This window comes from Rubrivivax albus, from assembly GCF_004016515.1.
Lineage (GTDB): Bacteria > Pseudomonadota > Gammaproteobacteria > Burkholderiales > Burkholderiaceae_C > Rubrivivax > Rubrivivax albus.
In genome coordinates this window covers 478,390-498,948 of the sequence record NZ_SACT01000002.1, presented here as the reverse complement: position 1 = coordinate 498,948, position 20,559 = coordinate 478,390, and the positions used below count along the sequence as shown (strand labels likewise).

Here is a 20,559-nt window from a genome sequence, read left to right as displayed (position 1 = left end):
GGCTGCTTCAGGGTCGGCGCAGCGTGAACTGCACGACGTTGGTGTTGCCGGTGGCGAATGCCGCTTCGCAATACGCCAGGTAGAACTCCCAGATGCGCATGAAGCGGGTGTCGAAGCCCAGCTGGCGCACCTGGCCGTCGCGCGCCAGGAAGGCGGCGCGCCAGCGGCGCAGCGTCTCGGCATAGTCGGCGCCGAAGGCCAGTTCGTTGACCACCTCCAGGCCGGCCTTGGCCGCCTCGGCGCGGAAGGCCTCGGCGCTGGGCAGCAGGCCGCCGGGGAAGATGTACTGCTGGATGAAGTCCGTGGAGCGCACGTAGCGCTCGAACAGGTCGTCGCGGATCGTGATGCTCTGGATGCAGGCGTGGCCGCCGGGCTTGAGGGCGCTGCGCAGCGTGCGGAAGTAGTCGCCCCAGTACTCGCGGCCGACGGCCTCGAACATCTCGATGGAGACCACGGCGTCGAACGGCTCGGTCTCGGCCTGCATGACCTCACGGTAGTCCTGCAGGCGCAGGTCGGTGCGGTCGGCCAGGCCGGTGCGCTGCATGCGCTCGCGGGCGAAGGCCAGCTGTTCGTCCGACAGCGTCAGGCCGACCACGCGGGCGTGGAAGTCGCCGGCCGCGCATTCGGCCAACGCGCCCCAGCCGCAGCCGATCTCCAGCACCCGCTGCCCCGGCTGCAACTGCACCTCGCGCAGCGCGCGCATCACCTTGGCGCGCTGCGCGTCGGCCATCGGGCGCGTGGTGTCGCCCTCGAACAGCGCGCTGGAGTAGTTCATCGTCTCGTCCAGCCACAGGCGGTAGAACGGGTTGCCGATGTCGTAGTGCGCGTGGATGTTGCGGCGGCTGCCGCGGCGCGAGTTGCGGTTGAGCAGGTGGCGCGCGCGCGCCAGCAGGCCGCCCCACCAGCTGCCGTAGACCACCTGCTCCAGCGCGTCGCGGTTGGCGAGGAACAGCTTCAGCAGCGCCACGATGTCGGGGCTCGTCCAGCGGCCTTCGATGAAGGCTTCGGCGAATCCGATGTCGCCGCGCTTGAGCGCCATGCTGCAGGCGGTCCAGTCGAACAGGCGGATCGCCGCCCGCGGCTCGGCGCCACGGCCGAAGCGGGCCTGCGTGCCATCGGGCATCTGCAGGTCCAGCGTGCCCACGGGCAGGCGCTGCAGCAGGGCCAGGATGCGGCGTGCCGAAGCCGGCGTGCCGGCGGGCAGCGTGTGGGGCGCGGTGGTGGTGTTGGCGTGCATCGGTGAGGTCAACGTGAGACGAAGGCCTGCGGCGGTTCGGGCTTGGTGAAGAAGGGCACGCGCTTGCGCCAGAGCTTCAGGGCCTGCCAGTGGATGCGGGCGATCACGCCCAGCGTCATCAGCGGCATGCCCAGCAGCGCGCGGCGCGTGGCGGCAGCGGTGAGCGGTTCCAGGCGGCCGCTGACGCTGGTCTGCAGCAGGGCGCCAGTGTCGTCGTCGTGATCCACCCGGGCGACGATGCGGTCGGCGGTGCGCATGAAGCGGAAGCGGTAACGCCCTTCGACGCGGCAGAAGGGCGAGACGTGGAAGACCTTGCGTGCCTGCTGCTCGCGGCCGAAACCCAGCTGCGGGCCGGCCAGCAGGTAGACGTGGCGTTCGCCGAAGGTGTTGTTCACCTCGGCCAGCACCGCCGCCAGCGTGCCGTCGGCGCGGTGGCAGTACCAGAAGCTCACCGGCTTGAAGGCATAACCCAGCACGCGGGGGTAGGTCTGCAGCCAGATTTCGCCGTCGGCGTCGTCGATCCCCTCGGCGGACAGCAGGCCTTCGGCCCAGGCCAGCGCGTCGGCGCTGCCGTCGCCGTGGTCGGCGTCGTGGAAGCTGACCAGCCCGGCGCGGTTGCGCGGCAGCGACGCGGCGGGCTGCCGGCGCAGCGCGCGCATCGGCAGCAGCACGAACCAGTTGCGGTACGCGAAGGCGTGCCGCGCCGGACGCAGCCGCGTGTGGCGCACCTCGCCGGTGGCCAGCAGGGGCTGTGCGGGCGGCGGAAGGCTCACGCCGCCCTCGCGGTGTCGGCCGGCATCTCGGCCCAGCGCGCGCGCAGCGCGGTGGCCACCTCGAGGCCCGACGACAGGCCGTCCTCGTGGAAGCCGTAGCGCGCCCAGGCGCCGCAGAACCACACGTGCGACCGGCCCTGGATCTGCGGCAGCTGGCGCTGCGCCTCGATGGCGGCGAGGTCGAACACCGGGTGGTCGTAGTGCCATTCGCCGAGCACGGTGGCCGGGTCGATCGGCCGTGCCGGATTCATCGACACGATCACCGGCGTGGACCACGGCAGGGGCTGCAGCCGGTTGATCCAGTAGTGCAGGCAGACCGCGGCCTGCTCCTGCTGCAGGTCGCCGGCACGCTCGTAGTTCCAGGCCGCCCAGGCGCGGCGGCGGCTGGGCATCACCGACGCGTCGGTGTGCAGCAGCGCGCGGTTGCCGTGGTAGCGGATGCGGCCGAGCACCGCCCGTTCGCCGGGCGTGGCGTCGTCCAGCAGGGCCAGGGCCTGGTCGCTGTGGCAGGCCAGCACGACGTCGTCGAAGTGCTCGCTGCCGGTGTCGGTGCGCACCATCACCCCGGCGTGGCCCTGGCCGGGCGGCAGGCGCTTGATGCCGCGCACCGGTGTGCGAAGGCGAGCGTCGGGGATGCGCTGGAGCATCCGCTGCACGTAGTGCTTGGAGCCGCCGCGCACCGTGTGCCACTGCGGCCGGTCGCTGACCTGGATGAGCCCGTGGTTGTGGCAGAACCGGATCATCGTCGCCACCGGGAAGCGCAGCATCTGGTCGGTGGGGCAGGACCAGATGCAGCCGATCATCGGCAGGAAGTACCAGGCCCGGAAGGTGGCGCCGAAGCCGTGCCGGTCCAGGAAGTCACCGATCGGCTCCTGCAGTTCCTGCTCGCGGCTGGCCTGCGCGATGGCGGTGGTCAGCCGGTTGAAGCGCATGATCTCCGCCAGCATGCGCAGGAAGGCCGGGCGCAGCAGATTGCGGCGCTGGGCGAAGACGCTGTTCAGATCGGAACCGCTCCATTCCAGGCCCGACGCGCGGGCCTGGACGGAGAACGACATGTCCGACGCCGCCGTCTCCACGCCCAGCGTCTCGAACAGGCGCACCAGGTTCGGATACGTGCGGTGGTTGAAAACCAGGAAGCCGGTGTCCACACCATGGGTGACCGGGCCCTGCGGCGTCGGCAGCGTGATGTCCACCGTGTGCGCGTGGCCGCCGAACCAGTCGGCGGCCTCGAACAGCGTGACCTGCGCCTCGCCGGCCAGGCGGTGCGCGACCGCCAGACCGGAGACGCCGGAACCGATGACGGCGACGCGGCGCATCATGCGCCCCCCGCCGGAAGAAGATCTGCCGCGCAGCGCCCCGGGGTCAACGAGGGAGGGAGGGAGGAGGAGGAGAGGAACCCCGGGATTGCAGCCGTGGCGTCACGGCGGCTGCGCGGCAGGAAAACCGTTTTGGCGTCACACCGCAGACCATGCTGCAGGCCGTCACACCATGGCCGATGTGACCCGACCGGTGCGCTGAAGTTCCCTGCGAGGCTTGTCATGGTGCGGATTGGGCGTGAACTCGACAGTCGTAATGTGACTGAGTAGTGTTGTTCGGACAAGATCGAGGACCCTTGACCCTGCTGGCCACTCGGGTTCTGCCGGCGCATCGGCTGGACTGGCGGTGCAACGGGCGGGAGCTTGCCAGTCTTCCTACGCGGCTGGCTTCGGATCGGATGCGACTTTAGACCGCAAGGTATCAGAAATGAACTGATCGGTATAGACTGCCTGCTGCGACACAGTTGGCCAGTCTGTCCTGGACAAACGCCGCAAGGAGCCTTGATGACCGATCCGACCTCCCGCAGTGTCCTCACCTTGTCCATCGCCGCGGTCGAGCGCGACACCGGGCTGAGCAAGGACACGCTGCGTGTGTGGGAGCGCCGCTACGGCTTTCCCAACCCCGAACGCGACGGCAGTGGCGAACGTGCCTACCCGCTGGAACAGGTCGAGCGGCTGCGCCTGGTCAAGCGGCTGCTGGACGTGGGGCACCGCCCGGGGCGCGTGGTGGCCCTGGAGGTCGACGACTTGCAGCGCCTGGTCGACGCCAGCGGCGCCGAGGTGCTGCCGGCCACTCCGCTGGCGCCGGGCAGCGCCGAGTCGGTGGACGAGTGCCTGGCGCTCATCCGCCAGCACGACCTGATCGGCCTGCGCCGCCAACTCGGGCGGGACATGGCCCGCCTGGGCCTGCCGGCCTTCGTGCTCGAGCGCGCGGTGCCGCTGACCCGCGCCATCGGTGACGCCTGGCTGCGAGGGCAGATGCAGGTGTTCGAGGAGCACGCCTGTACCGAGGTGCTGCAGTCGGTGCTGCGCGGTGCGCTGGCTGCACTGCCACCGGCCGAGCCGCTGGCCACGCCGCGGGTGCTTCTGGCCACGTTGCCGGGCGAGCCGCATGCGCTGGCCCTGCTGCTCGCCGAAGCGCTGCTGGCCACCGAAGGGGCGGTCTGCGTGCCGCTGGGGCCGCAGACGCCGGTCTGGGACCTGGTGCTGGCGGCCGACGCCTACCGCGTCGACATCGTCCTGCTGGCCTGCAGTGGCACCACCGGGACCACGCCGATGGTCGATGCCTTGGCCGAGCTGCGCGACAAGCTGCCCGTCGGCGTGGCGCTGTGGGTGGGCGGCAACGCGCCGGCGCTGCACCGCCGGCCGGTGGACGGCGTGCTGCCGTTCCAGGCGCTGCAGGACCTGCTGCCGGCGCTGGCCGACTGGCGCGCGCGACAGCCCTGACGGCCGTGCGCGGCCGTCAGCCCGCTCAGCCCTTGGCCTGCGCCTTGGCCGCCATTGCCGCTTCGGCGGCCTTGCGGTCGGCCACCACGCGCTGCGCGCTCGGGCGGTCGCCCACCAGCTTCACGTAGCCCTTCCAGTCCACGCCGGCGGCGGCGAGCATGTCCTCGCCGAGCACCAGTTTGGTGGCCAGTGCCACCAGCGGCAGGCTGACGAAGGCGGAGGCATCGGCCAGCGTGAAGCGCTCGCCGGCCACGTAGGGCGCGAACTTTGCCAGGCGCTGGAAGCCGCCGATGTGGCGTGCCAGCAGCTTGCGCACGCGGGCCTGTGTGGCCTCGTCCACCGTGCCGCCGAAGAAGGCCTGCGGGTAGAGGTCGCGGGCGACGAGTTCCAGGTGCAGGTCGACGAAGGTGGCCAGCTCGCGCACCTTGGCGGCCTCGAACGGGTCGCTGGGCACCAGGGCCGGTTCCGGGTAGGCGGCCTCCAGCCAGTCGACGATGACCTGGCTCTCGCACAGCGCGCCCTGCGGCGTGCGCAGGAACGGGATCTTGCCCAGCGGCGAGCAGGCCAGCACCGCCTCGTCGGTGCTGCGCACCATCACCAGCTGTTCCTCGAAGGGCAGGCCCTTCTCCAGCAGCACCAGCTTGACCTTGTTGTAGTAGTTCGAGATCGGGAAACCGCACAGCGTCAGCATCGAATCGTCTCCAGGCTTCGAAGGTCTTCAGCGGCGCCCGACCTTGTTGACGAGCGCGATCCCCAACGATACCGCGGCCAGCGCCACCACCAACCGCAGCGTCACCGGCTCGCCGAGCAGCGCCACACCAGCCAGCAGGCCGAACACCGGCGTGAGCAGCGTGAAGGCCGACAGCCGCGTGGCCGGGTAGTGGCGCAGCAGCCAGAACCAGGTCAGGTAGCTGGCGAAGCTGACGACCACGGTCTGGAAGGCCAGCGGCCACAGCGACGCACCGGTCAGCTGCAGCGGCCAGGGTTCGCCGACGGCAAACGAGGCCGCGGTCAGCGCGAGCCCCGACACGGCCAGCTGATAGAGCAGCGTCTTCTCCGGCAGCGCCGTGGCCAGGCCACTGCCGCGCAGCACCAGCGTCGTCAGGCCCCACAGCAGCGCCGCGACCATGCCCAGCGCATCGCCCCACCACTGCTGCGGGCCGGCGGTGGGCGCGGTGAAGCCGCCGGCAAAGGCCCAGACGACCCCGCCGAAGGCCGCCACCAGGCCGGCGGCCTGCCAGCGGTCCAGACGTTCGTTCGCGGCGATGAACGGCATGCCCAGCGCGACGACGAAGGGCGACAGGTAGATGAACACCGCCATGCGCGAGGCCGATGTGTACTGCAGGCCCAGGAAGATGCAGGCGAACTCCGCCGCGAAGAGGCCGCCGGCCAGCAGCCCGGCGCGCAGCGTGCCGTCGCGCCGCCACATCGGCAGCCCGCGCGCCTGGGCGAAGGCCACCAGCAGCAGCGCCGCGCCCAGCGAGCGCACGCCGGCCTGCAGCAGCGGCGGGATCTCCGCCAGGGCCACCTTGGCCGCCACCTGGTTGACGCCCCACAGCGCGGTGCACAGCACCACCAGGGCGATGGCACGGGGGTCCAGGGTGAGTTTGCGGTCGGTCATCGGGGCGCGATTGTCGGGGGCACGCGCCGGCCCAGCCCCAGCACCAGTGCGCACAGCGTGCCGGCCATGGCGCCCGCGGCGTGCGCCAGCGGCGCCACCGCAATGTCCCAGCCGGCGGGGTGAGCCAGCGGGCCGGCCCAGGGGCGCTCCAGCAGCAGCTTGGCCAGCAGGCCGAAGGCGATGGCCGCGCCGATGGCGCGTTCGCGCCCTTGCCGCGCGATCAGCGCGACCGCCACCACCGCCACGCCCGCGTGCAGCACCCCCGAGAGTCCGCCGTAGTGCGCCAGAGCAGGCTGCGCCAGCAACGCCGCGTGGGTCAGCGGCCAGGCCAGCCCCCAGGCCAGCGCGGCCCGCCACGGCAGGGCCGCTGCGGCACCCAGGGCGGCCAGCACCGCGCAGCCGGCCAGGTTGGCGGCCAGGTGCAGCGGGCTCCAGTGCACGAAGGCCGCGGTCCAGAGCCGCCAGGGCTCGGCGGTGACCTGCGCCGGCTGCCAGTCCAGGGCCATCGCCGGCGCCAGCCAGGCGATGCAAGCGCCGGCCGCGGCCAGCGCGCACAGGCTCAACCAGGCGCGGCGGCCGGCTGCCTGGTCAGCCAAAGACCGCCTGCCACAGCGCGCGCACGGCGTCGTGCTGGACCTGGAAGCGCGCGGGCTCGAACTGCGTGGGCTTCTCGTCGAGGCGCGCCACGTGCTGGGCGCGGCGCAGTTCGCGGTACGCGTCGGCCGCAGCCTGGCCCACGCCGGCGGGCAACAGGCCCGCGGCCTCGGCGCGCTGCAGCAGGGCGATGTTGCCGGCGTTGTCCTGCAGGGGCGGGTGCGCCGCGGCGTGGGCCAGCACCAGGACCTGCACCGCGAACTCCACGTCCATCATGCCGCCCGGGCTGTGCTTGACGTCGAAGCGCTCGGCCGGCACCGGGCGCGCCTCGCGCACCTTCTCGCGCATGGCTTGCACCTCCTGGCGCAGCGCCTCGGGGTCGCGTGGCGCCGTCAGCACGGCGCGACGCACCTCCTCGAAGGCGGCGCCGATGCCGGCATCGCCGGCGGCGAAGCGGGCGCGCGTGATGGCCTGGTGCTCCCAGGTCCAGGCGGTGTTGCTGCCGCGGCCTGCCTGATAGCGCTGGAACGCGGCGATCGACGTCACCAGCAGGCCCGAGTTGCCGTTGGGCCGCAGCGCGGTGTCGATGTCGAACAGCTCGCCGGCGGCGGTGCGCAGCGTCAGCCAGGTGATGAGCTTGCGCACGAAGGCAGCATAGACCTCCTGCGCCTGGTCGGCGTCGGCCTCGTCGCTGTCGTCGTAGAGGAAGACGACATCCAGGTCGCTGCCGTAGCCCAGTTCCTTGCCCCCGAGCTTGCCATAGGCGATGACGGCGAAGCGCGGCGTCTCGCGGTGCCGCTTGTTCAGCCGCGCCCAGGCCCAGCGGATCGCGACCTCGAGCACCGTGTCGGCCAGCGCGGACAGGTCGTCGGCCACCTGCTCCACCGTGAGGTCGCCCTCCAGGTCGCGCACCAGGGTGCGGAAGACCTCGGCGTGGTGGGCGCGGCGCAGCGTGTCCAGCAGCGCCTCCTCGTCGGCCTCGCCGGCGCGGGACAGCGCGGCATGGCGGTCCTCCAGTTCGGCGGCGAAGGCGACGCGGTCGAAGCGCTGGTGCAGCAGGCGGCCGTCGGCCAGCTCGTCGACCACGCCCGGGTGGCGCATCAGGTACTGCATGGGCCAGCGCGCCAGGCCCAGCAGCTTGAGCAGGCGCTCCTGCACCTCGGGCCGCTCGGCCAGCAGGGCGAGGTAGCTCTCGCGGCGCAGCAGCGGCTCGACCCAGTCGACGAAGCGCAGCGCCGCATCGGGCGTGCAGGCACCGTCGGCCATGCAGCGGCCGGCGCGTTGCATCAGCCGGCCCAGGCGCAGCCGGCTCTCGTCGCGCAGCGCCGCCACGCGCGGCTGCTTCACCCAGCTGCGCAGGCGCGTGGCCAGCGCCTCGGGCAGGCGGTCGAGCAGGGTGTCGCTGTCCACGGGCGCCGGCCCGGGGCCGCAGCGCTTGCAGCCCTTGTCGGCGCCAGGCCCCGGTGACTGCCCGTCGTGCAGCAGGGCATCGAACTCCGAGGCGACCAGTTCCCGCACCTGCCCGAGCCGGTCCAGCAGTTCGCAGGCGTCGGCGTTGCAGGACAGGTCCAGGCTGGCGGCGATCCAGCCCAGGTCGGCATCGGCCTGCGGCAGCAGGTGCGTCTGCTGGTCGTCCAGGTACTGGATGCGGTGCTCCACCTGGCGCAGGAAGACGTAGGCGTCGGCCAGCGCCGCGGCGGTCTCGGCCGTCATGAGCCCCTGCGCCACCACGCGCCGCAGGCCGCGCAGCGTGGAGCGCGTGCGGATCTCTGGGAACTGCCCGCCGCGCACCACCAGCATCAGCTGCACGATGAACTCGATCTCGCGGATGCCGCCGCGCGAGAGCTTGACGTCGTTGGCGCGCTCGGGCCGGCCCGCGGCCCGCTTCTGGGCCTCGTCGCGGATCTTGCGGTGCAGCTGGCGCAGGCCTTCGAAGATGCCGTAGTCCAGGTAGCGCCGGTAGACGAAGGGCGTGACGAGGTCGCGCAACTGCAGCGCGCGGCCGCTGGTCACGGCGGCGCGGGGCGCGACCACGCGGCTCTTGAGCCAGGCAAAGCGCTCCCACTCGCGGCCCTGGACCAGGAAGTACTCCTCCAGCATCGCCAGGCTCACCACCGGCGGGCCGGAGTTGCCGTTGGGCCGCAGCGCCAGGTCGACGCGGAAGACGAAGCCGTCGTCGGTGGTGTCCCCGATCAGCGCGTACAGCCGCTTGGCCACGAAGGCGAAGTACTCGTGGGCCGAGGTGCCGGGCCGGCCGTCGAGGCCGTCGGTCTGGCCGTCCTCCTCGTAGACGTAGATGAGGTCGATGTCCGACGACACGTTGAGCTCGCGCGCACCGAGCTTGCCCATGCCGACGACCCAGAAGTCGATGCGCTCGCCGGCCTCGTTGCGCGGCACGCCGAAGCGGGCGTCGGCATCCGCCAGGGCCTGCGCCAGGGCGCGGTCCAGCGTCGCCTCGGCCAGCGCCGACATCGCGTGCGTCACCACCTCCAGCGGCGCGCGCTGCTCCACGTCCAGCACCGCCAGGCGCTCGATGACCAGGTGGCGGGCCACGCGCAATGCTGCCGGCAGGTCGCGCCCGCCGTCGAGCAGCTGCTGCACCAGCACGTCGACGCCGGCGGCGTCCGGCGCGCCCGACGGCAGCAGCGTGGTGGCATCGCCCCAGCGGCGGCGCACGCGCTGCACGAATCGGCTGTGGTCGGCGCGCGCGGTGCGCGGCGGCAGGGCGGCGGCCATCAGCAACGGCGGGGCAAAGCCCCTGTGCTAGATTGGTTCGCGTGCCCGGTGGCGATCCATCGGCGGCCCGCCGGCGTGTTGCCGCCGGCCCTTCTGCGCCTGCCCCCTCGTCCGCATGTCGTCACTGCCGTTCCTCCGCACCGCGGCCCGCGTGGCCGCCGGTGTCCTGCTTGCAGCGTGGAGTGTCGCGCTCATCGGGTGGTTGACGCTGCACTGGGGCATTCTGCCGCGCCTGGACGGCTGGCGCCCGCAGATCGAGCAGCGCGTGGGCCAGGCCCTGGGCGTGCCGGTGTCCATCGGCGCCATCCGCGTGCGCAGCGGGGGCTGGGTGCCGGCCTTCGAGGTCGACGATGTGCGCCTGCTCGACCGCGAAGGCCGCGTCGCACTGCGCCTGGGCAAGGTCTCGGCGGCGTTGTCGCCGCAGTCGATCTGGGCGCTGGAGCCGCGCTTCGCGCAGCTGCACCTGCAGGGTGTGGGCCTGGACGTGCGCCGCGCGGCCGATGGCCGGGTGCGCGTGGCCGGGCTGGACCTGGGCGATCCCGCGGCGGCGGGCAGCAGCGACCCGGTGCTGCTGGACTGGTTCCTGCAGCAGCAGGAGTTCGTGATCCGTGCCGGTGCGCTGCGCTGGACGGACGAGTTGCGCGCCGCGCCACCGCTGGTGCTGTCCGACGTGGACATCGTGCTGCGCAACGGGCGCCGGCAGCATTCGTTGCGCATCGACGCCACGCCCCCGGCCGACTGGGGCCAGCGCTTTGCGCTGCGGGGCAGCTTCACGCGGCCGCTGGCGTCGCGGCCCTCGGACTTCGCGCGCTGGCAGGGCACGCTCTTTGCCGAGCTGCCGGAGGCCGACGTGTCGCAGCTGCGCCGGCACGTCGACCTGCCGTTCGCGCTCGAGCAGGGGCGGGGCGCGCTGCGCGGCTGGTTCGACTGGGCCGACGGCCGGCCCGCCGCCGCCACCGCCGACCTGGCGCTCAGCGCCGTCGTGCTGCGCCTCGGTGCGGACCTGCCGCCGTTGGCGCTGGCCGAACTGCGCGGCCGGGTGCAGGCGCAGCAGGACGCCGGCGGGCTGGCGCTGGCCATCGAACAGCTGGGCTTCACCACCGACGACGGCCAGGCCTGGGCCTCGAGCACCTTGCGACTGGCCCTCAAGCGCGACCCGGCGGCCACCGCCGACGCACCCTGGGCCAGCGGCGAACTGCAGCTTGACCGCCTGTCGCTGGCACCGCTGGCGCGCCTGGCGGCGCGGCTGCCGCTGCCGCCGGCCGCCCACCGGGCCCTCGTCGACCTGGCCCCGCAGGGTGAGGTCAGTGCGCTGGCGCTAGACTGGAGCGGCCCGCCGCAGGCCCCGTGGCGCTACCGCGCCGCGGCCCGCATCGCCGGCCTGGCGCTGCAGGCCGGCCCGGCCGGTCCCCCGGCCTATGGCCTGCCGCAGACCGCCGGGCGGCCCGGCCTGCGCGGCGCCACGGTGCAGCTGGAAGCCACCGAAAGGGGTGGCCAGGCGCAGCTGGCGCTGGAGGCCGGGGCCGTGACCCTGCCCGGCGTCTTCGAACAGCCCGAGCTGGCGCTGGACAGTGCGCGCGCCGAGCTCGTCTGGACGGTGGTCGCCGGCGCCGACGGCGCACCGCCGGCGGTGGTGCTGGAGGTGCGCGACGCGCAGCTGGCCAATGCCGACCTGGCGCTGGCGGTCGATGGCCGCTGGCGCACCGGGCCCGGCACCGGCTTCGGCACCGGGCAGCGCCTGCCCGGCGCACTGACGCTGCAGGGACGGCTGCTGCGCGGCGACGCCGCGCGGGTGGCGCGCTACCTGCCGCTGGGCGTGCCCGAACATTCGCGCCGCTACGTCGAGCGCGCCTTCACCGCCGGCCGCGTCACCGGTGGCGAGCTCGTGGTCGACGGCGACCTGTGGCAGTTCCCGTTCATCGACGGCAGCCCAGGCCGCTTCCGCATCCGCGCCCAGGTCGAGGGCGTGCGCTATGCCTTCGTGCCCAGCGAGCCGGGCTGGACCTCGCCCTGGCCGGCGCTGGACGGGGTGACCGGCACCCTGGAGTTCGACCGCGCCGCGATGCGCATCGTGGACGCCCAGGCCACGCTGGCGGGCGTGGCGCTGTCGGGGGTGGCCGGCGGCATCGAGGACCTGGTCCACACCCAGCTGCTGCGCCTGGACGGGCAGGCCCGTGGTGCGCTGCAGGACATGCTGCGCTTCGTCAACGCCACGCCCGTGGGCAGCTGGACCGGCGGTGCCCTGGCCCAGGCCCAGGCCACGGGTGCGGCCGACCTGACCCTGTCGCTGGCCATCCCGCTGCCCGACCCGGCGGCCGCCAAGGTGCGCGGCGGCCTGCAGCTGGCGGGCAACGACCTGCGCCTGCTGCCCGAGGCGCCGTTGCTCGGCCAGGCGCGTGGGCGGGTTGACTTCACCGAACGCGGCTTCACCGTGCAGCCGTCGCGGGCGCAGGTGCTGGGCGGGGAACTGGCGTTCGACGGCGGCACCCAGGCCGACGGCAGTCTGCGCTTCCGCGGCCAGGGCCAGGCCACGGCCGAGGCCCTGCTGCGGCCCGGCGCCCTGTTGCCACTGGCGCCCCTGCTGCCCTGGGCTGGCGTGGACAGTACTGCGGCGGCCAGGCCACGCCTGCGCGGCCAGGCCGCCTACACCGTGCAGATGGACCTGCGCCAGGGCCGGCCGGAATGGCTGGTCACCAGCCCGCTGACCGGTCTGGCGCTGGACCTGCCGGCACCGCTGGCCAAGCCGGCCACCGCGACCTGGCCGCTGCGGGTGCAGACCCGGCTGGCGTCGCCGGCCGGGCGGCCGGCCGTGGAACTGCTGAGCGTCGACGTCGAGGGCCGGGCCCAGGTGCGGCTGGAACGCGCGGCCGACAGCGGGCAGCTGCTGCGCGGCAGCGCCGGTGTCGGCACGGCGGCGCCGGGCCTGCCGTCCACGGGTTTCGACCTGCGCCTGGCCGCGCCGCGGGTCGACCTCGACGCCTGGCAGGCGGCCGCACCGCCCGGCGGCATGGCCGCAGGCGAAGGGCAGCCGTTGCAGGTGACGCTGGACACGCCGGAGCTGCGCCTGGACGGCCGCCGCCTGCAGCAGGTGGCGCTGACGCTGCAGCAGCGGGCTGCGGGCCGCGTCAGCGTCTGGCGTGCCGAAGGCCGGGCGGACCAGGGCGAAGGCTGGATCGAGTGGGAGCCGGGGCTTGGCCCCGACGCGCCGGGGCGAGTGCGCGCGCGCCTGAGCCGGTTGAGCCTGCCCGAGCGCGAGACCCCGGAGGCCGGCCTGCCGCGCGCCGACGCGGCGGCCAGCACCGCGGTGGTCAACGTGCCGTCGTTGTCCCTGGTGGTCGATGCGCTGCAGTGGCGTGGCAAGGCCCTGGGCCGGCTGGAGGTGGATGCGGAGAACCGGCGTGGCGACGGTGGCGGCACCGAGTGGCAGCTCGACCGCCTGCGCCTGGCCACGCCCGAGGCCACGCTGCTGGGCCGCGGCCTGTGGCGCGCCGGGCAGCGCAGCTCGCTGGCCTTCGACATCAACCTGACCGACGGTGGCGCCTTCTTCGAGCGCCTGGGCGCGGGCAAGGCCATGCAGGGGGCGGCGGGGCGGCTCGAAGGCGAGCTGTCCTGGCCCGGGTCGCCGCTGGCGCCGGCGCTGGACCGTGTGCGCGGCGAGCTCAAGGTGGCGCTCAAGGAAGGCCGCTTCCTGGACGCCGAGCCTGGCGTGGCGCGGCTGTTCGGCGTGCTCAGCCTGCAGGCCCTGCCGCGGCGGCTGCTGCTGGACTTCCGCGACGTGTTCCAGCAGGGCTTTGCCTTCGACCGCATCGACGGCGAGATCACGCTGGCCGACGGTCTGGCGCGCACCAGCAACCTGCGCGTGCTCGGCGTGCAGGCGGCGGTGCTGGTGGAGGGTCAGGCCGACATCGTGCGCGAGACGCAGGACCTGCGCATCGTCGCCGTGCCCGAACTGAACACCGCCGGCGCCAGCCTGGCCTGGGCGGCGCTGAACCCGGCCGTGGGCATCGGCGCCTTCGTCGCGCAGCTGCTGCTGAACAAGCCGGTCACCGCTGCCGCCACCCGCGAGTTCCACGTCACAGGGCCCTGGGGCGAACCCAAGGTGGTCCGGGTGGAGAACGCCGATGCACCCGGCGCCGAGGCGGCGTCCGCCCCCGCCTCCGCGGCGCGCACCACGAGCCCTTGAGCACGACGCCATGAACGCCCCCACCCGCATCGCCGCCATCCAGATGGTGTCCGGCCCCGAGGTCGACGCCAACCTGGCCACCGCCGGCCGGCTGCTGGCCGAGGCCGCCGCCGGCGGCGCCCGGCTGGCGGTGCTGCCGGAGTACTTCTGCCTCATCGGCCGCCGCGACACTGACAAGCTGGCCGTGGCCGAAACCCCGGGCGATGGCCCCATCCAGCGCTATCTGGCCGACGCGGCGCGCCGCCACGCGATGTGGGTCGTCGGCGGCACGCTGCCGCTGAGGACCGGCGACCCGGCACGCGCGCTGAACGCCAACACCGTGTGGGCGCCGGACGGCACGCAGGCGGCGCACTACGACAAGATCCACCTGTTCAGCTTCGAGCAGGGCAGCGAGCGCTACGACGAAGGCCGCGTGCTGCACGCCGGCAGCACGCCGGTGGCGGTGCAGGCCGGTGCGCTGCGCGTGGGCCTGTCGGTCTGCTACGACCTGCGTTTCCCGGAGCTGTACCGCGCGCTGATGCACCCGCCCTGCGACCTGCTCAGCGTGCCGGCCGCTTTCACCGTGCCCACCGGGCGCGCGCACTGGGAACTGCTGCTGCGTGCGCGGGCGGTGCAGAACCAGTGCTACGTGGTGGCCGCCGCGCAGGGCGGCGAACACGCTACCGGCCGCCGCACCTGGGGCCACAGCATGGTCGTCGACCCCTGGGGCGAGGTGCTGGCCGTGCAGCCCGAAGGCGAGGGCGTGGTCTTCGCCGACGTGGACCCGGCGCGGCTGGCCGACGTGCGCACGCGGCTGCCGGCGCTGGCGCACCGGCGGCTGTGATCAGTCGCGGCCCTTGCCGCTGAACACGCGCTCGATCGCGGCGTCGATCACGATGCCGCAGACGCTGTAGATCAGCGAGCCGATCAGCGCCGCGCCGAAGCCGCGCACGGCAAAGCCGTCGAGCACGTTGGCCGCGGCCCAGAACATGGCGGCGTTGATGACGAAGAGGAACAGGCCCAGGGTGATCAGTGTCACCGGCAGCGTCAGGATCACCAGGATGGGCCGCACGAGCGTGTTGAGCAGGCCCAGCACCAGCGCGGCGATCATCGCGCTGCCGAAGCTGAGCACCGCCACGCCGGGGTAGACATAGGCCACGAAGAGCAGGGCCGCCGCCAGCAGCAGCCATCGAACGATCAGTCTCATGCGCGAAGCTTAACGGCTGCCGTACATCATGCGCCGCGCCAGCAGCGCCTTGGCCGGGCCCGCACGCTCCAGCGCCGCCAGCCCCAGCCCGCGCAGCAGCGAGGCACCGGGCAGCCGCCAGGTGAAGCTGCGGGCCAGGAAGTCGGTGGCGGCGATCATCGCCCAGCGGTCGGGCGCGCGCGCCCATTCCACGCGCCGCAGCGCGGCATCCACGTCGTGCTCGAAGCGCAGCGCCTCGACCAGCTGGTGGGCGTCGCGCAGACCCAGGTTGAGCCCCTGGCCGGCCACCGGGTGCAGGGTCTGCGCGGCGTTGCCGATGCGCACGGTTCTGCCGTCGACCAGCGTGCGTTCGGCGTTCAGGCCGAGCGCGAAGTCCTTCAGCGGGCTCAGCGCCACCAGCCGCCCGGCCTCGCGCGGGAACACGGTGTTCAGCACCGCCAGGCGCTGTGCGGCGTCCAGGCCGCGCACCGGGTCGTCGGCCGCGTCCACGCACCAGACCAGCGCGGCGCGGCGTGCGCCGTCGGCGGCCGGGGGCAGCGGCAGCAGCGCCGCCGGACCCTGGCGCGTGAATCGCTCCACCGCCAGGCCGCGCGTGCCGCCTTCCAGCGTGGCCGTGCCCACCCAGGCGGTCTGGCCGTAGTCGCGGGCGATGGCCTTGCGCGCCTGCTCGGCGAAGACACCACCTTCGGCGACCACGGCCAGGTCGAAGCCCTCGACGATGCCGGCGTCCACCTCCACGCCGCCGGGTACCGGCTTGACCGCCGTCACCGCCGTGCCGAAGCGCGTGTGCAAGCGCTGCGGCGCAGTGGCAGCCGCCTGCAGCCAGGCCGCCTGCAGCGGCGCCAGTAGCGCACCGTAGGCCACCACGGCGCCGAGCATCGGCACCTGCTGCTCGGCCGCGGTGATGCGCACCTGCGCCTGGCCGAAGGACGGCGGCGCCTGCGACACGTGCACCGTGAGGATGGGCTCGGCCGTCGCGGCCGGCCAGGCACCGAGCTGCTGCAGCCATTGCACGCTGCCCAGCGACAAGGCCAGCGTGCGCGGGTCGGCGGCCACGTCGCGCGCCACCGGGCGCGCGTCCAGGACCGTGATCTCCGCCCGCGGCAACTGCCGCGCCGCGTGCAGGGCCAGCGCCAGCCCGGCCGGGCCGGCGCCGATGACGGCAATGCGCAGGGACATGCAGGCATGATACGAAGCGTGGCGCCGGAACGCCGGTGCGGATGCCAACATGACCACCTTCGACCGTCGCGCCTGCCTGCACGCCGCCGGGGCCCTGGGCCTGACGGCCTGGGCAGGCCTGCCTCTGCACGCCCAGACCCCGCCGGCCAGCGAGTCCAAGGCACCGCCGCTGCCCGCGCTCGGCAGCCCGCTGCTGGTGCCGGAGACGCCGCTGCTGGACGGCGGCCGCTTCGACCCCGCCGGCGCCGAAGGCCAGGTGCTGGTGCTGTACTGGTGGGCCAGCTGGTGCCCGTTCTGTGCCGTGGTCTCGCCGCTGATGGACAAGCTCTGGCGTGCGCAGGCACCGCGCGGCCTGCGCTTCCTGGGCCTGTCCATCGACAAGAAGCCGCAGGACGCGGTGGCCTACCTGGCCAGGCGCGGCTACGGCTTTCCCAGCGCCTGGGTGTCGCCTGAACTGACCAAGGCCCTGCCCAAGCCCAAGGGCCTGCCGGTGACGCTGGTGCGCGGGCGGGACGGCAAGCTCGTCATGGCCGAGGCCGGGCAGCTGTTCCCGGAGGACGTGGCCGACATTGCTCGCTTCCTCTGACCCCCCGAAACCGGGGGATAGGGATTGCGCTCTGCGTCGGGAGGTCACCGATTCCGGGGGGCTGACGAATTCGGTGCCGCACTTATGCTTCGCACGTCCATGTCGTCCTTCATCGCCACCCTGCAGATCTTCCTGCTGCTGCCGGCCCTGCCGCTGGCCATGATGTCGCACCGCACGCCGCGGGCGCGGCGCAGCCGCCATGGCAGCTACATGGCTGCGGCCAGTCTGCTGGCCCTGGGCGCGGTCATGGGCACGCTGATCAGCCTTTCGCTGAGCCTGAGTGGCGAGCACGACATCGACCCGTTGCTGAGCTTCGTGGTGCCTGCGCTGACGCTGGGCGCCTGCGGCTTCGTCGTGCGCCGGGGCATGCTGGCACCGCCGACGCGCCGCCACCGGCCCGGGTAAGCTCGCCGGCTTCGTTTCCACGGAGCCTTCCGTGCAATACCGCCGTCTCGGCCGGGCCGGGCTGCGCGTCAGCACGCTGTCGCTCGGGTCCTGGGTCACGTACCACAACCAGGTCGACGTGAAGTCGGCCGCCGAGATGATGGCCGCGGCCTTCGATGCCGGCGTCAACTTCTTCGACAACGCCGAGGCCTACGCTGGCGGCCACAGCGAAGAGATCATGGGCGCGGCCCTGAAGCAGCTGGGCTGGCCGCGGCTGAACTACGTGGTCTCGTCCAAGTACTTCTGGGGCCTGGACCGCCAGGGCGATGCCGTCAACCGCAAGGACACGCTCAACCGCAAGTACCTGATGCAGGCGGTGGACGGCAGCCTGAGGCGCTTCGGCCTGGAGCACATCGACCTGATCTACTGCCACCGCCCCGACCCGCACACGCCGGTTGAGGAGACGGTGCGCGCGATGAACGACCTCATCGTGCAGGGCAAGGCGCTGTACTGGGGCACCAGCGAGTGGAGCGCGGCCGACATCCGCGCCGCCTGGGACGTCGCCGACCGCCACGGCTGGCACAAGCCCGTGGTGGAGCAGCCGCAGTACCACCTGTTCCACCGCCGGCGCGTGGAGCAGGAGTACGCGCGGCTCTACGACGACATTGGCCTGGGCCTGACCACCTGGAGCCCGCTGGCCAGCGGGCTGCTCACCGGCAAGTACCGCGGCGGCGTGCCCGAAGGCAGTCGGGGCGCGATGGAGACCATGGCCTTCCTGCGCGACGGTCTCACCGACACGGCAAAGAACGCCGCGGTGGCGCAGCTGGATCCCATCGCAGCCGAACTCGGCGGCACGCTGGCGCAGCTGGCGCTGGCCTGGGTGGCGAGCAACCCGCGCGTGAGCAGCGTGATCACCGGCGCCTCGAAGGTGTCGCAGCTGCAGGACAACCTGGGTGCGCTGGCACTGCTGGAGAAGCTGACCCCAGAGGTCAAGGCGCGCATCGACGCGATCACGGCGCCGCTGGCCGCCTGAGTGCGGGGGTCATTCACGAGTCTGTCACGGCGCCTGCGCACAGTGGCTTGGCCGGCGCATTCGCGCCGACACCACACCACTGTCGCCAGCAGGAGCCAGCAATGAAGGGCAAGTCCCATCCGACCAACGACCTGACGATCAACCCGTCGGGCAATCCCTCGATCTACGACGTCATCGACCGCGTCGACGTTTCCCGCCGCCGTTTCGTGCAGGGTGGGGTTGGCGGTGCCGCTCTCGCCGCCGCCGGCGGCCTGACGTTGGGCGGCCTCGTCAACACCGTGCATGCCGCGCCGGTGCCGCCGTCGCTGGGCTTCCCCGGCATCGGCTTCGAAAGCGTGCCGCCCAGCCTGGCGCCGGTGGCCGACCGCGTCACCGTGCCGCAGGGCTATACCGTGCAGGCCTTCGTCTGCTGGGGCGACCCGATCGCCCCCGGCGGCAAGAACTTCATCGGTGATGCGTCCGAGACGGCTGCCGACCAGGCGCTGCAGTTCGGCACGCACAACGACGGCATGCACTTCTTCCCGATCGGCGAAGGCAGCGACCGTGGCGTACTGTGCGTGAACAACGAGTACACGCACGAAGAGATCCTGTTCCCGGACGGCCAGGTCGGCAGCGGCTACACCATCGCCAAGACCCGCAAGTCGCAGACGGCGCACGGCGTGTCGGTGCTCGAAGCGCGCCGCATCCGTGGCAACTGGACGGTCAACGCCCGTTCCCGCTATGGCCGCAAGATCACGTCCAATACGCCGATGGCCATCAGCGGTCCCGCTGCCGGCCATGCGCTGATGCAAACCGTCGAGTTCACGATCACCGACGCGGCCAGCGTCCCCACGGGCGGCACCACCGACGGCCGCGTGGTCTACGGCACGGTCAACAACTGCGCACACGGCTACACGCCCTGGGGCACCTACCTGACCTGCGAGGAGAACTTCAACGGCAACTTCGGCGGCACCGGCGCGGTGGATACCAGCACGGGCACCGAGATCGGCAAGCTCAACCGCCGCTACGGCATCAGTGCCGGCGGCTTCGGCTACCGCTGGCACACCACCGACCCGCGCTGGGACGTCAGCACCAACCCCAACGAGCCGCACCTGTTCGGCTGGATCGTCGAGATCGACCCGTTCAACCCCAACAGCACGCCGGTCAAGCGCACGGCGCTGGGCCGCTTCAAGCACGAGAGTGTGCAGTACGTGGTCGACGCCGACAGCCGCATCGCCTTCTACATGGGCGACGACGAGCGCAACGAGTACATCTACAAGTACGTGGCGCGCCGCAAGTACAACGCCCAGCGCAAGTTCCTGAATCGTGGCCTGCTCGACGACGGCACGCTGTACGTGGCCCGCTTCGACGCCGACGGCACTGGCGCCTGGCTGCCGCTGGTGCCGGGCACGGTCGGCGTGGATGGCGTGGCGCTGCGCGACAACCCGAACTTCGCCGGTGCCGACGACGCCGAGGTGCAGGCCAAGATCCTGATCAAGACCCGCATGGCGGCCGACGCCGTGGGCGCGACGATGATGGACCGCCCGGAGTGGACCGGTGCGCGCCCGCGCATCGACGGCTTCCAGGAGATCGAGGTCTACTGCACGCTGACCAACAACAACCGTCGTGGCACGAACACGCCGTCGGTCAATGCGGCCGACGGCAGCACCGCCGCAGGTAGCGCCCGCCCGCCGGTGGACGCTGCCAACCCGCGCGAGGACAACGACTACGGCCACATCATCCGTTGGCGTGAAAACGGCCGCAGCGTGGCCGCCACCTCGTTCACGTGGGACCTGTTCGTGCAGGCCGGCGACAGCCAGACTGCGAAGGCGCCGCTGCCCACCAACGACTACAAGGGCAACATCGTGGCCGACCCGGCCGGTAGTGCCGACTATGGCGCGCCGGACGGTCTGTGGTTCGACGATTTCGGCCGCCTGTGGGTGCAGACCGATCAGTCGGGCGATGCGTCGGGCGACTGGGTCAACATCGGTGCCAACTGCATGGTGTGTGCCGACCCGAACACCGGAACGACTCGTCGCTTCCTGACGGCGCCGCCGAACGCAGAGGTCACCGGTGTGACGATGACGCCTGATGGCAAGACGATGTTCGTCGGCCTGCAGCACCCGGGCGAGGATTCCACCGCCGCCAACCCGACGCAGTTCTCCAACTGGCCTCAGAGCCAGTGGGCGGTCAAGGCCGACGGCGTGACCGCGCTGCCGGGCGGTCGCCCGCGGTCGAGCGTTGTCGTCGTCACCAAGGACGACGGCGGCATCATCGGCAGCTGATGCCGACATCGGCGCCTTCGG

Annotated in this window: 16 protein-coding genes; 7 read left to right on the top strand and 9 right to left on the bottom strand. The window is 72.7% G+C overall.

Going from position 1 to position 20,559, the window contains the following annotated elements; translation table 11 throughout:
• Window positions 1-7: 7 nt before the first annotated feature.
• The 3 genes from ENE75_RS08580 to ENE75_RS08570 are packed head-to-tail and all read right to left on the bottom strand — an operon-like array spanning window position 8 to window position 3,326.
• Window positions 8-1,237, bottom strand: coding sequence for an SAM-dependent methyltransferase (locus ENE75_RS08580; protein ID WP_128197854.1), 1,230 nt, complete (start codon window positions 1,235-1,237; stop codon window positions 8-10).
• Between the two features lie 8 nt (window positions 1,238-1,245).
• Entirely contained in the window at window positions 1,246-2,010 is a 765-nt protein-coding gene (locus tag ENE75_RS08575; protein ID WP_199232246.1) for a DUF1365 domain-containing protein, read from the bottom strand.
• Window positions 2,007-3,326 (bottom strand): NAD(P)/FAD-dependent oxidoreductase, encoded by a 1,320-nt coding sequence (locus tag ENE75_RS08570; RefSeq protein ID WP_199232271.1) that lies wholly within the window; start codon window positions 3,324-3,326, stop codon window positions 2,007-2,009. The genes ENE75_RS08575 and ENE75_RS08570 overlap by 4 nt, the downstream gene beginning before the upstream one ends.
• A 504-nt stretch (window positions 3,327-3,830) precedes the next feature.
• On the opposite strand from ENE75_RS08570, the gene ENE75_RS08565 reads away from it, so the two are divergent.
• Complete coding sequence (locus ENE75_RS08565; RefSeq protein ID WP_128197850.1) at window positions 3,831-4,772, top strand: MerR family transcriptional regulator; 942 nt, start codon at window positions 3,831-3,833, stop codon at window positions 4,770-4,772.
• A 25-nt stretch (window positions 4,773-4,797) separates the two neighbouring features.
• On the opposite strand, the gene ENE75_RS08560 is transcribed toward ENE75_RS08565, so the two are convergent.
• Genes ENE75_RS08560 through glnE form a run of 4 tightly spaced genes read right to left on the bottom strand, consistent with a single transcriptional unit; the run spans window position 4,798 to window position 9,723 of the window.
• Entirely contained in the window at window positions 4,798-5,463 is a 666-nt protein-coding gene (locus tag ENE75_RS08560) for a glutathione S-transferase (RefSeq protein WP_128197847.1), read from the bottom strand.
• A gap of 27 nt (window positions 5,464-5,490) precedes the next feature.
• The gene (locus tag ENE75_RS08555; protein ID WP_128197844.1) at window positions 5,491-6,393 is read right to left on the bottom strand and encodes a DMT family transporter; all 903 of its coding nucleotides are present in this window, start codon (window positions 6,391-6,393) and stop codon (window positions 5,491-5,493) included.
• Window positions 6,390-6,989, bottom strand: coding sequence for a rhombosortase (rrtA, locus tag ENE75_RS08550; RefSeq protein WP_128197842.1), 600 nt, complete (start codon window positions 6,987-6,989; stop codon window positions 6,390-6,392). Before rrtA ends, ENE75_RS08555 begins: the two co-directional genes overlap by 4 nt.
• A complete protein-coding gene (gene glnE / locus ENE75_RS08545) occupies window positions 6,982-9,723 on the bottom strand; it encodes a bifunctional [glutamate--ammonia ligase]-adenylyl-L-tyrosine phosphorylase/[glutamate--ammonia-ligase] adenylyltransferase (RefSeq protein WP_128197840.1) in 2,742 nt (913 codons plus the stop codon). Before glnE ends, rrtA begins: the two co-directional genes overlap by 8 nt.
• Window positions 9,724-9,838: 115 nt before the next feature.
• On the opposite strand from glnE, the gene ENE75_RS08540 reads away from it, so the two are divergent.
• Window positions 9,839-13,906, top strand: a complete 4,068-nt coding sequence (locus ENE75_RS08540; RefSeq protein WP_128197838.1) for a YhdP family protein — start codon at window positions 9,839-9,841, stop codon at window positions 13,904-13,906.
• A 10-nt stretch (window positions 13,907-13,916) separates the two neighbouring features.
• Window positions 13,917-14,729 carry a carbon-nitrogen hydrolase family protein gene (locus ENE75_RS08535; RefSeq protein ID WP_128197836.1) on the top strand — a complete coding sequence of 271 codons (813 nt, stop codon included), beginning with the start codon at window positions 13,917-13,919 and terminating at the stop codon, window positions 14,727-14,729.
• On the opposite strand, the gene ENE75_RS08530 is transcribed toward ENE75_RS08535, so the two are convergent.
• Together ENE75_RS08530 and ENE75_RS08525 are read right to left on the bottom strand one after the other, a co-directional pair.
• Complete coding sequence (locus tag ENE75_RS08530) at window positions 14,730-15,092, bottom strand: phage holin family protein (protein ID WP_128197834.1); 363 nt, start codon at window positions 15,090-15,092, stop codon at window positions 14,730-14,732.
• A gap of 9 nt (window positions 15,093-15,101) precedes the next feature.
• On the bottom strand, window positions 15,102-16,271 hold the full coding sequence (locus ENE75_RS08525) for an FAD-dependent monooxygenase (protein ID WP_128197832.1): 1,170 nt from the start codon (window positions 16,269-16,271) through the stop codon (window positions 15,102-15,104).
• A gap of 49 nt (window positions 16,272-16,320) precedes the next feature.
• On the opposite strand from ENE75_RS08525, the gene ENE75_RS08520 reads away from it, so the two are divergent.
• The 4 genes from ENE75_RS08520 to ENE75_RS08505 all read left to right on the top strand — a co-directional run bounded on the left by ENE75_RS08520 (window position 16,321) and on the right by ENE75_RS08505 (window position 20,538).
• On the top strand, window positions 16,321-16,857 hold the full coding sequence (locus ENE75_RS08520) for a TlpA family protein disulfide reductase (protein WP_128197830.1): 537 nt from the start codon (window positions 16,321-16,323) through the stop codon (window positions 16,855-16,857).
• A gap of 99 nt (window positions 16,858-16,956) precedes the next feature.
• Window positions 16,957-17,262, top strand: coding sequence for a hypothetical protein (locus ENE75_RS08515; RefSeq protein WP_128197828.1), 306 nt, complete (start codon window positions 16,957-16,959; stop codon window positions 17,260-17,262).
• 31 nt (window positions 17,263-17,293) lie between these two features.
• Window positions 17,294-18,274, top strand: coding sequence for a potassium channel beta subunit family protein (locus tag ENE75_RS08510; RefSeq protein WP_128197826.1), 981 nt, complete (start codon window positions 17,294-17,296; stop codon window positions 18,272-18,274).
• A 101-nt stretch (window positions 18,275-18,375) separates the two neighbouring features.
• Window positions 18,376-20,538: a PhoX family protein gene (locus tag ENE75_RS08505; protein ID WP_128197824.1), complete on the top strand. Its 2,163-nt coding sequence runs from the start codon at window positions 18,376-18,378 to the stop codon at window positions 20,536-20,538.
• Window positions 20,539-20,559: the final 21 nt, after the last annotated feature.

Bases quoted from the DNA above. Each gene is read 5' to 3' on its own strand.
- ENE75_RS08570 (WP_199232271.1), bottom strand. From the start codon at position 3,326: ATGCGCCGCGTCGCCGTCATCGGTTCCGGCGTCTCCGGTCTGGCGGTC.
- ENE75_RS08520 (WP_128197830.1), top strand. From the start codon at position 16,321: ATGACCACCTTCGACCGTCGCGCCTGCCTGCACGCCGCCGGGGCCCTG.
- ENE75_RS08530 (WP_128197834.1), bottom strand. From the start codon at position 15,092: ATGAGACTGATCGTTCGATGGCTGCTGCTGGCGGCGGCCCTGCTCTTC.
- ENE75_RS08525 (WP_128197832.1), bottom strand. From the start codon at position 16,271: ATGTCCCTGCGCATTGCCGTCATCGGCGCCGGCCCGGCCGGGCTGGCG.
- ENE75_RS08555 (WP_128197844.1), bottom strand. From the start codon at position 6,393: ATGACCGACCGCAAACTCACCCTGGACCCCCGTGCCATCGCCCTGGTG.
- ENE75_RS08560 (WP_128197847.1), bottom strand. From the start codon at position 5,463: ATGCTGACGCTGTGCGGTTTCCCGATCTCGAACTACTACAACAAGGTC.
- ENE75_RS08515 (WP_128197828.1), top strand. From the start codon at position 16,957: ATGTCGTCCTTCATCGCCACCCTGCAGATCTTCCTGCTGCTGCCGGCC.
- ENE75_RS08535 (WP_128197836.1), top strand. From the start codon at position 13,917: ATGAACGCCCCCACCCGCATCGCCGCCATCCAGATGGTGTCCGGCCCC.
- ENE75_RS08540 (WP_128197838.1), top strand. From the start codon at position 9,839: ATGTCGTCACTGCCGTTCCTCCGCACCGCGGCCCGCGTGGCCGCCGGT.
- ENE75_RS08580 (WP_128197854.1), bottom strand. From the start codon at position 1,237: ATGCACGCCAACACCACCACCGCGCCCCACACGCTGCCCGCCGGCACG.
- glnE (WP_128197840.1), bottom strand. From the start codon at position 9,723: ATGGCCGCCGCCCTGCCGCCGCGCACCGCGCGCGCCGACCACAGCCGA.
- ENE75_RS08505 (WP_128197824.1), top strand. From the start codon at position 18,376: ATGAAGGGCAAGTCCCATCCGACCAACGACCTGACGATCAACCCGTCG.
- ENE75_RS08565 (WP_128197850.1), top strand. From the start codon at position 3,831: ATGACCGATCCGACCTCCCGCAGTGTCCTCACCTTGTCCATCGCCGCG.